The organism is Acidobacteriota bacterium, assembly GCA_003696075.1.
Classification (GTDB): Bacteria; Acidobacteriota; Polarisedimenticolia; order J045; family J045; genus J045.
Genome location: RFHH01000192.1, coordinates 1 through 3418 on the forward strand (window position 1 = coordinate 1; position 3418 = coordinate 3418).

The following is a 3418-nucleotide window of genomic DNA, read 5'->3' on the forward strand; positions in this document are numbered from 1 at the left end:
CGGCGGCGCGGCCCGCGCGCCCGGCGGTTCCCGCCCTCCCGCCGGCCGAGGACCGGAGTTGCGCTGTCCGCGGCGCCCGTGGGACCCCGCCCGAAAGTCTCTCCCGCGCTCTTCGCGCCGACCGGGCATGGCCCCGGCCGAGCCGAGCCCGGTCTGCGCGGTCTCGTGGCCGCCGGCGTGCTCCGGGCGGCGCGGGTCACGCGGACAGACCGGACCGCTCCCCGAACCGCGCGAAGCGCGCGCCCGCGAGACGCGCCCGGCCCCCAGGAACCGGTTCCGGACGGGGGTGTGCCCCGCGGGCCTTCCGGGCCGCGGCGCGCCGCGAGGGGTGCACCTCGGGGGGAGCGCGGCGTTAGCGGTCGCGCGGGGCCGGTCCGACGGCGGCGGCGTTTCGTCCGCGGCTGCCCGCTGCGCGCCCGGCCGGCTCGAGTCGCCGCCGCGCCGCGCGCGGGCGGTTGGCCGAGGGGGCAGGGTCCGGCCGGCAGGGCTAGAATCCGCCGCCCCGCGAGTCCCGATTCCCGGAGAGCCGACGGTTGTCCCCCGCTCGTTCCGAGCCCGATCCCGCCGTGCTGCGGATGGCCGCACCGCTGGTGGTCTCCTTCTGGATGCGGGCGGCGTTCACCTTCGTCGACACGGCCTACGCCGCCACCATCGGCGATGCCGCCGTGGCGGCGATCGGCCTGACGGTCCCGTTCGAGTTCTTGATGATCGCGCTGTGGGTCGGCATGTCGACCGGCCTCACCTCCGGCCTGTCGCGCGCGATGGGCGCGCGCCAGGCGCGCCGGATCGAGCAGTACCTCGAGGCGGGCTGGAAGCTCGTGCTCGGGATCGTGCCGGTCTTCCTTCTGACCGGGGTCGGCATCTGGTTCTGGGCTCCCCGCATGGGACTCGCGCCCGAGGTGGAGCGGGCGTTCCAGGTCTACGGGTCGGTTCTCGTGGCGGGTTCCGCTCTCACCGCGTTCTGGTCCGTCATCCCCGATTCGCTGGTCAAGGCCCATCAGGACACCCGCTCGACGATGTGGGCGGGAATCCTCTCCAACGTGATCAACGTCACGCTGAACACGATCTTTCTTTTCGTTTTCCACTGGGGCGTGTTCGGGATCGCGCTCTCCACGGTGCTCGGCCGGTTCGGCGGATTGAGCTACGCGCTGGCGCGGGCGAGGACGCACGAGAGGACTCGGATGGCCCAGTGGGTGACCGGCATCGACCGCTCCGACGACCCCGCTCCCTACCGGTCGATCTTCAGTCTCGCTGTCCCCGCCGCGTTGAATTTCGGCCTCATGTCGGTGGAGACGGCGGCCGCCAACGCGCTGCTGGCCGGGGCTCCCGACTCGACACCCGCGATCGCCGCCTACTCGATCTACTACCGGGTGTCGCTGTTCATGGTCAATCCGGTGATCGCCATCGGCGTGGCGATGCTTCCCTACGCCGCGAGGCGTTACGGGCGGGCCGACCTCGAGGGGATCCGCCGGGGCCTCCGCGAGGCCGCCGCCGGGGCGCTCGCCTACACCTTCTTTTTCGTCACCCCGGTGATGTGGGCGCTGGGGCCGGCGATCGCCTCGTGGCTCGCGGAGGCCCCCGAGACCGCCCGCTACGCCGCGTTCGGGCTCCGCCTCGTTCCGGTCGCCTGTCTGGTGGCCGTGCCGTTCCTGCTGTGCCGCCCGGTGTTCGAGGGGCTGCAGCGCGGGCGTCCGGGTCTCGTGATGGCGATCCTCCGCTACGGCCTGCTCGCGCTCCCGCTGGCCTGGACCGGGATCGCGGTCGCGCGGCGGATGGGCGCGCCCCCGATCGAGGGGCTCATCCTCGGGCTCCTCGCGGCGGGCGCGATCGCCTCGGTGATCTTCGCTGCCTGGCTCGCGACCGTGCTCCGGCGGATGGGGCGCGAGGCGATCGGCGGAGAACCGGCGCCGCGTCCGGGGTAAAGTTGCCGTCCCGCCGGACGCTGTGCCATCGTGATCGCGGCGCGCCGATCCCGCGGCGGCGAGACGCCGAAGCACGAGGAGAAGGAATCATGCCTGAGATCAGTCGGCGCACGGCGGAACTGGGTACCGAGAACGCCTTCGTCGTGCTCGCGGAGGTCAACGAACTCACGCGGCAGGGACGGGACATCGTCTCGTTCTGCATCGGCCAGCCCGACTTCGTCACCCCGGACAACATCCGGGAAGCGGCGATCCGGGCGATTCGGGACGGGAAGACGGGCTACACCCCCTCCGCCGGCATTCCGGAACTGCGCGAAGCGGTCGCGGCGGAGCTGGGGCGGGTGCGCGGCCTCGAAATCGATCCGGACGAGGTCGTGATCGGCGCCGGGGCGAAACCGTTCATCGGCTACACCATTCTCAGCGTGACCGACTACGGGGCCGGGCACGAGGTGATCTACCCGAATCCCGGCTTCCCCATCTACGAGTCGCAGATCCGCGCGATGGGAGCCGTGCCGGTGCCCTTGCACCTGGAGGAGAAGCGCTCGTTCGCGTTCGACCCGCAGGCGCTCGCCGACCGCATCACCGACAAGACCCGTCTGGTCATCCTCAACACCCCGCACAATCCGACGGGAGGGCTCCTGACGCAGGAGGATCTCGAAGCGATCGCGGAGATCCTGAGGCCCCACGAGCAGGTCTGGATCTACGCCGACGAGATCTACTCCCGCCTCGTCTACGACGGCGAATTCCGGTCGATCGCAGCCCTTCCGGGGATGCGGGAGAGGACGATCATCGCCGACGGCGTTTCGAAGACGTGGGCCATGACGGGGTGGCGCATCGGCTACGCCGCGAACCGGACCCTCGCCCCGCACTTCGTGCGGTGGGTGACCAACACGGAATCCTGCGCGTCGCATCCGGCCCAGTACGCCGCGCTCGAGGCGGTGTCGGGGCCGCAGGACGAGGCCCACCGGATGAAGGAGATCTTCGCCCGCCGCCGGCAGAAGATCGTCTCGATGCTGAACGAGATTCCGGGTGTCCGCTGCCTTTCTCCCGGCGGGGCGTTCTACGTCTGGCCCAACGTCACGGAGCTGTGCGAGCGCGTCGGCGCCGCCGATTCGGAGGAGCTGAGGCGGCGGCTCTTGCACGAGGCGGGTGTGGCCGTGCTGGCCGACATCCACTTCGGGTCGCGCGTTCCGGGCGAGGGGCAGCACATCCGGCTCAGCTACGCCACGTCGGACGAGGAGATCGAGCGCGGCATCGAGCGGATCGCCGATTTCGCGCGCGCCCGGACCCGCTGAGGCGGTGCCCGGTCTGGTCGTCATCCTCAACCGGGCGGCCGGCACGGCGGCCGGGCGCGCCCGGGAGCTCGAGGCGCTCCTGCGGGCGCGCGGCGACGGGTCGCGAGTCGTGATCACCTCCGACCCCGAGGAAGGCCGGCGGGCGGCGGCCGCCGCCGCCCGCGGGCGCCCGGCCGCGGTGGTCGCCGCGGGCGGGGACGGCAC

General features: G+C 72.3%; 3 protein-coding genes. All 3 read left to right on the forward strand.

The genetic code is table 11. From position 1 onward, the window contains the following. Positions 1-533 precede the first annotated feature (533 nt). Entirely contained in the window at positions 534-1922 is a 1389-nt protein-coding gene (locus tag D6718_12490) for an MATE family efflux transporter (GenBank protein RMG43307.1), read from the forward strand. 89 nt (positions 1923-2011) lie between these two features. Then, the gene (locus D6718_12495; protein RMG43308.1) at positions 2012-3214 is read left to right on the forward strand and encodes a pyridoxal phosphate-dependent aminotransferase; all 1203 of its coding nucleotides are present in this window, start codon (positions 2012-2014) and stop codon (positions 3212-3214) included. A gap of 4 nt (positions 3215-3218) precedes the next feature. Continuing rightward, the coding region (locus tag D6718_12500; protein ID RMG43309.1) for a hypothetical protein at positions 3219-3418 on the forward strand (200 nt) is incomplete at its 3' end.

Excerpts from the sequence above, each read along its gene's own strand:
- D6718_12495 (RMG43308.1), top strand. The coding sequence starts at position 2,012 with ATGCCTGAGATCAGTCGGCGCACGGCGGAACTGGGTACCGAGAACGCC.